This window comes from Saccharopolyspora sp. (assembly GCF_017434145.1).
GTDB classification, from domain to species: domain Bacteria; phylum Actinomycetota; class Actinomycetes; order Mycobacteriales; family Pseudonocardiaceae; genus Saccharopolyspora_C; species Saccharopolyspora_C galaxeae.
Window position 1 is genome coordinate 1 of record NZ_JAFRFW010000778.1, and the last position, 6,239, is coordinate 6,239.

Consider the following 6,239-nt stretch of genomic DNA (forward strand, 5'->3'; position numbering starts at 1 on the left):
GCTCCCGCGCGCCCGAGCCCGGTGGGCATCGAGTTGGCCCGGCGCGTCGGCAGGCAGGCTCTCGTCCTGTCGCCGACGACGACCATTCGCAATCAGTGGCGCGACGCGCCGTTCGGGTGCACCTTGCGCGCCGAACGCGACCGCCCGGATCCGGTGGTGCGCACCCTGCGTTGGAGCAGCCCGGCAGCGGATCGCTGCCGCTCCGGGCGCGTCAGGCCTCGAGGCGGGCGCCGGTTTCCGGGTGGAACAGGTGCAGCTCGCTCGCGTCGCGCAGCGCCACCTGCACCTGCTGCCCGAGCGCCGGAGGCGTGCGGCCGTCGGTGCGCACCACGAACCGCTCCGGCGAGCCGTCGACCTGGATGGTGCCGTGCACGAGCGCGTCCGCGCCCAGCTCCTCGACCAGCTGCACGGTCATCTGCAGGCTCTTCTCGTCCGCGCCGGAGACCAGGCGCAGCGACTCCGGGCGGATGCCGAAGGTCACCTGCTCCAGCCCCTCGGCGGCGGCCAGCGCCGAGCGGGTCAGCGGCACCGTCTGCCCGTCCAGCTCCGCGCCGCTTTCGTTCAGCCGCACGGTCTTGAGGTTCATCGCGGGCGAGCCGATGAACCCGGCCACGAAGGCGTTGCGCGGGTTCTCGTACAGCTCGCGCGGGGTGGCCGCCTGTTGCAGCACGCCGTCCTTGAGCACCGCCACCCGGTGTCCCATCGTCATCGCCTCGACCTGGTCGTGCGTGACGTAGATCGTCGTGGTGCCCAGCCGCTGCTGCAGCGCGGCGATGTTCGCGCGGGTCTCCACCCGCAGCTTCGCGTCCAAATTGGACAGCGGCTCGTCCATCAGGAACACGCTGGGTTCGCGCACGATCGCGCGGCCCATCGCGACGCGCTGGCGCTGCCCGCCGGACAGCGCCTTCGGCTTGCGGTCCAGGTACTGCTCCAGGTCGAGCATCTTGGCGGCCTCGGTGACCTTGGCCCGGATCCGGTCCTTCGGCGTCTTGCGCAGCTTGAGCGCGAAGCCCATGTTCTCCGCGACGGTCATGTGCGGGTACAGCGCGTAGGACTGGAAGACCATCGCGATGTCGCGGGCCTTCGGCGCGGTGTTGGTGACGTCCTGGCCGCCGATGGTGATCGAGCCTTCGTCGATGTCCTCCAGGCCCGCCAGCATCCGCAGCGCCGTGGACTTGCCCGAGCCGGAAGGTCCGACCAGCACCAGGAACTCGCCGTCGGAGACCTGCAGGTCGAGGGCGTCGACCGCGCGCACCGGCGGGTTGCCGGGGTAGAGGCGTGCTGCCTGGACGTATGCGACCTCTGACATGTGTGACGCACCTTTCACTGGCTCGAGTGAAAGCAAACTTAGCGCTTAACTAAGTTAAGTTCACGGGTTCCGGCGCACCCGTTCACTGCGTGATCACGTGATGACCAGGAGTGATCGTTTCCGATCAGCGGTGGGATCTGCATCATGGCGGCTTCACCCCCGAGTACTGAACCGTTACCGTTCCTCCATGGCTCGGTCAACGAATGCCCGACGGCCCGCGACGCTGGCTTCGCTCGCCGCGGAGCTGGGCGTTTCCAGGACCACGGTGTCGAATGCCTACAACCGCCCCGACCAGCTCTCGCCGGAGCTGCGCAAGCGGGTGCTGGACACCGCGCGCAGGCTGGGCTACCCCGGGCCGGACCCGGTGGCGCGTTCGCTGCGCACCCGCAAGGCGGGTGCGGTCGGACTGCTGCTCACCGAGAACCTCTCCTACGCCTTCCGCGACCCCGCGGCGATCCGCTTCCTGGAAGGCCTCGCGCTGGCCTGCGAGGACGCCGGGCAGGGACTGCTGCTGATCCCGGCCAACCCGGAACACGAAGACGTCGCGTCGGTGCACCGCGCCGGGGTGGACGGCTTCGTCGTGTACTCGGTGCCGGAGGACGACCCGCACCTGGCCGCCGTGCTGGAACGGCCGGTGCCGGTGGTGGTCGCCGACCAGCCGCGCGTCGAGCAGGTCGACTGGGTCGGGCCGGACGACGAACGCGCCGTCAAAGTCCTCACCGAGCACCTGATCGGCCTCGGGCACCGGCGCATCGGGGTCTGCTGCATGCGGCTCGCGCGCGGGCGCAACGACGGGATCGCCTCGGTGCACCGGCAGGCCAACGCCAGCTTCCACGTGCAGCGCTCCCGGCTCACCGCGCTCGCCGAAGGGTTCAGCGAAGCGGGCGTGGACTGGTCGAAGGTGCCGGTGGTGGAGCGCTTCGACCACTCCACCGAATCCGGTGCCTCCGCGGCGGCGCAACTGCTGGAGCTGGACCCGGAGATCACCGCGGTGGTGTGCACCTCGGACATCCTCGCGCTGGGCGCGATGCAGGAGGCCGAGCGCCGCGGCCTGCGCGTGCCGGAAGACCTCACGGTCACCGGCTTCGACGGCATCGAGGACGCCGAGCGGGTCGGGCTGACCACGATTCGCCAGCCGGTGATGGAGAAGGGCCGCGCGGCCGGGCGGTTGCTGCTGGACACCAGCGAACCGGGCCGCCCGCGCGAGGTCGTGCTGGAGACGCAGATGCTCACCGGCAGCACCGCCGCGCCGCCGCGATCCGCCGAGGAGCGCTGGTTCGGGCCGTGACGAGCCGCTGAGCCGGCACACCGGCCGGCGCAGGAAAAAGCGGGCCGGCTGGCCCGGTGCACCGGACGAACGGCCCGCTCGTTCGCGCGGGTCAGGCTCGGCCGCCCGACCCGCGGCACAGCGCTACGACAGCAACTGGGCGCAGCGGATCAAGCCCAGGTGCGAGTAGGCCTGCGGGTGGTTGCCCAGCGAACGCTCCGCGATCGGGTCGTACTCCTCGGCCAGCAGCCCGGTCGGCCCTGCGGTGTCCACGATCTGCTGGAACAGCTCCTCGGCCTCGGTGCGCCGCCCGATCAGCAGGTACGCCTCGATCAGCCACGCCGCGCAGAGGTGGAAACCGCCCTCGTCGCCGGGCAGTCCGTCGTCGCGGCGGTACCGGTAGACGGTGGAGCCGCTGCGCAGCTCCGACTCGATCGCGGTGACCGTGGCGCTGAACCGCTCGTCCGCCGGGTCGATCAGCCCGGACAAGCCGACGTGCAGCGAAGCCGCGTCCAGGTCCGAGCCCTCGTAGGCGGTGGTGAACGCCTGCACGTCCGCCTGCCAGCCGTTCTTGAGCACGTCCTGGGAGATCTGGTCGCGCAGCGGGCCCCACGTCGATTCCGGCGTGCGGTCGTAGCGCTCGCCCAGCTTGATCGCGCGGTCCAGCGTGACCCAGCACATCACCTTCGAGTACACGTGGTGCCGCGGCTGGTCGCGTTCCTCCCAGATGCCGTGGTCCGGCTCGAACCAGCGGTGCGAGACGGCCTCGGCCATCGCCTTGACCAGTTCCCAGTCCTGATCGCGCAGCGCGCCGGTGGCCGCCGCCAGGTTCGTCACCAGCTCCACGACCGGCCCGAACACGTCCAGCTGCACCTGCTGGTCGGCGAGGTTGCCGACGCGGACCGGGCGGGACCCGGCGTAGCCGGGCAGGCTGTCGATCACGGCCTCCGGGCCGAGGCTGGTGCCCTGCAAGCTGTAGAGCGGGTGCAGCCGCTCCGGGCCCGGCAGCGATGCCAGCACGTTGTGCAGCCAGTTCAGGAAACCCTCCGCTTCCGCGGTGGAGCCGAGCGTGACCAGCGCCTGCGCGGTCATCGAGCCGTCCCGCAGCCAGCAGTAGCGGTAGTCCCAGTTGCGCACCCCGCCGATCTCCTCGGGCAGCGAGGTCGTGGCGGCCGCCATGATGCCGCCGGTGTCGGTGTTGCACAGCCCGCGCAGCGTCAGCGCGGAACGGCCCACCAGGTCGCGCTCGACCGCGGGCAGCGTGAGCGTCTCCAGCCAGTCCGACCAGTAGGCGTCCGCCGCGGCGCGGCGCTGCGGCTGGGTCAGCTGCGCGGGGAAGAGGTCCTCGGTGCCGCAGCGCATCTCCAGCACCACCGGCTCGGCGTCGGAGGCTTCCACCACGGCGTGCGCAGATTCGTGCATCCCGTCCGAGGTGATCTCCCACTGCACGTCGGGCGAGTGCAGCACGATCGGCTCGGAGGTGCCCATCACCCGCAGGCCGCCCGCCTCCTGCACCAGCCGCACCGGCACCTGGCCGAACTCGGGGCGCGGGGCGAACTCGATGCTCGCGGTGCTGCCGCCGCTGATCACCCGGATCAGGTCGGTGCGGTGCCCGTCGACCCCGTGCTCCAGGTAGTCCGTGACCAGCAGCCGCGACCAGCGGGTCTCGACGGTCATGGTGCCCGGCACGTAGCGCTGGCCCAGCGGCAGCGGGCTGCGCGGTGCGCCGTCGCCGCCGTGCGGGCGGATCGAGAAGTGCCCGGCGCCGGGGCCGCCGAGCAGGTCGGCGAACACCGCCGCCGAATCCGGCCCGGGGTGGCACATCCAGGTCACCCGGGCGTCCGGGGTCAGCAGCGCCACGGTGCGCTCGTTGGACAGCATGGTCAGCCGCTCGATCGGCGGGGCCTGCTCGCCGTAGAGCCAGGTGCGCCGCTCCTCCATCAGGAACGCCAGCGCGGTGGCGACCTGCGTGGTGTCGGCCACCCGGAAACCGGCCAGCGTTTCGCCGTCGCCGACCTTGAGCCCGATGTCCGGGCCGTGCAGCCGGGCGAACGCCTTCTCGTCGGTGACGTCGTCGCCGAGGAAGATCGCGGCGGTCGCGCCGACCTGGTGGCGCAGCGCGTCCAGCGCGTTGCCCTTGTCGGTCTGCACCACGGCCAGCTCGATCACCGATTTGCCCTCGGTGACCTGCACGCCGTCCCAGGTGGCCGGGCCGGAGCGGATGGCGTCGAGCACCCGCTCGGCCACGTCTTCTTCGGCGCGGCGCACGTGCACGGCCACGCTGGCCGGCTTGGCCTCCAGCGTGACGCCTTCCTCGCCGACCACGACCTCCTGCGCGGCCCGCTGCAGCGCGGTGCGCAGCTCGGTGGCCTGCGGGTCCAGCTGGTGCACGAAGCCGACGTCGAACTCGGAGCCGTGGCTGCCGACCAGGTGCACCTCGGCGGGCAGCCGGGACAGGGTGGCGAGGTCGCGCAGGGCGCGTCCGGAGATCACCGCGGTGGTGGTCGCGGGAAGAGCGGCCAGCGAACGCATGGCGTGCACCGATTCGGGCAGCGGTTTGGCCGCGTTCGGGTCGGCCACGATCGGTGCGAGCGTGCCGTCGTAGTCGCAGGCGACCAGCAGTCGAGGGGTGCGCGCGAGCTGCACGAGAGTGCGTCGGAGCTCGGCGGGGAGAGCTTCGGCGGTCAACGCCATACTCCTCTGGGGCTTCTCGGATGGGTCTTCGTGATCGATCCGGTGCCGCGGCGCGCGAGTCGGGTCCGCTGCCGGTTCCCGCAGCACGCCTGCCGGTGGTCGATCGGTCGTGCCGTCGCCCGCTTCCCGGTCGTGCCGGCGAATGCGGGACCGCGCACTAATCCGTAAGGGTCGTACCCAGCGCTTCGAGGAACGATCGCGCCCAGCGATCGACATCGTGCGTGAGCACCTGCCTACGCAATGCTCGCATCCTACGGCGGCCCTCGGCCTGCTCGATGTCGAGGGCGGCCAGCAGCGCTTCCTTGACTCCGTCCAGGTTGTGCGGGTTGACCAGGTAGGCGCTGGTCAGTTCCGCGGACGCGCCGGCGAACTCGCTGAGCACGAGCGCGCCGCCGAGATCGTTGCGGCACGCCACGTACTCCTTGCACACCAGGTTCATGCCGTCCCGCACCGGCGTCACGACCATGACGTCGGCCGCGCAGTAGAACGCCACCAGGTCCCGCTTGTCCACCGAGGTGTGCAGGTAGTGCACCGCGGGGTGGCCGACCCGGCCGAACTCGCCGTTGATCCGGCCGACCTCGCGCTCGATGCCTTCGCGCATCTGCTTGTAGTGCTCGACGCGCTCCCGGCTGGGCGTGGCGATCTGGATCATGGCCACGTCCTCGGCGCGGACCCGGCCTTCCTGCAGCATCTCGTGCATCGCGTGCAGCCGGACGTCGATGCCCTTGGTGTAGTCCAGCCGGTCCACCCCGAGCATGATCTTGCGCGGGTTGCCCAGCTCGGCCCGGATCTCCTTGGCGCGCTGCTGCACGTCCTTGCTGCGGGCCATGTGGTCCAGCTCGGAGGAGGCGATCGAGATCGGGAACGCCCCGACCCGCACCGTGCGGTCGCCGACCTGCACCACGCCCGGCCGCGAGCGCACCCCGACCTGGCCGCGGCTGGGCTCGAAACCGGCCAGCCGCCGGGCCA

The 6,239-nt window shown here is 71.4% G+C and carries 4 protein-coding genes; 1 reads left to right on the forward strand and 3 read right to left on the reverse strand.

The window, feature by feature from the left end; translation table 11 throughout:
- Positions 1-211 precede the first annotated feature (211 nt).
- A complete protein-coding gene (locus tag IJH84_RS20985; protein WP_200068313.1) occupies positions 212-1,309 on the reverse strand; it encodes an ABC transporter ATP-binding protein in 1,098 nt (365 codons plus the stop codon).
- Between the two features lie 187 nt (positions 1,310-1,496).
- On the opposite strand from IJH84_RS20985, the gene IJH84_RS20990 reads away from it, so the two are divergent.
- Positions 1,497-2,597 carry a LacI family DNA-binding transcriptional regulator gene (locus IJH84_RS20990; protein WP_200068314.1) on the forward strand — a complete coding sequence of 367 codons (1,101 nt, stop codon included), beginning with the start codon at positions 1,497-1,499 and terminating at the stop codon, positions 2,595-2,597.
- 123 nt (positions 2,598-2,720) lie between these two features.
- Here the strand turns inward: IJH84_RS20990 and otsB are convergent, their stop codons facing one another.
- Together otsB and IJH84_RS21000 are read right to left on the reverse strand one after the other, a co-directional pair.
- Positions 2,721-5,270: a trehalose-phosphatase gene (gene otsB / locus IJH84_RS20995; protein ID WP_295147989.1), complete on the reverse strand. Its 2,550-nt coding sequence runs from the start codon at positions 5,268-5,270 to the stop codon at positions 2,721-2,723.
- 157 nt (positions 5,271-5,427) lie between these two features.
- The coding region (locus tag IJH84_RS21000) for a trehalose-6-phosphate synthase (RefSeq protein ID WP_295147993.1) at positions 5,428-6,239 on the reverse strand (812 nt) is incomplete at its 5' end.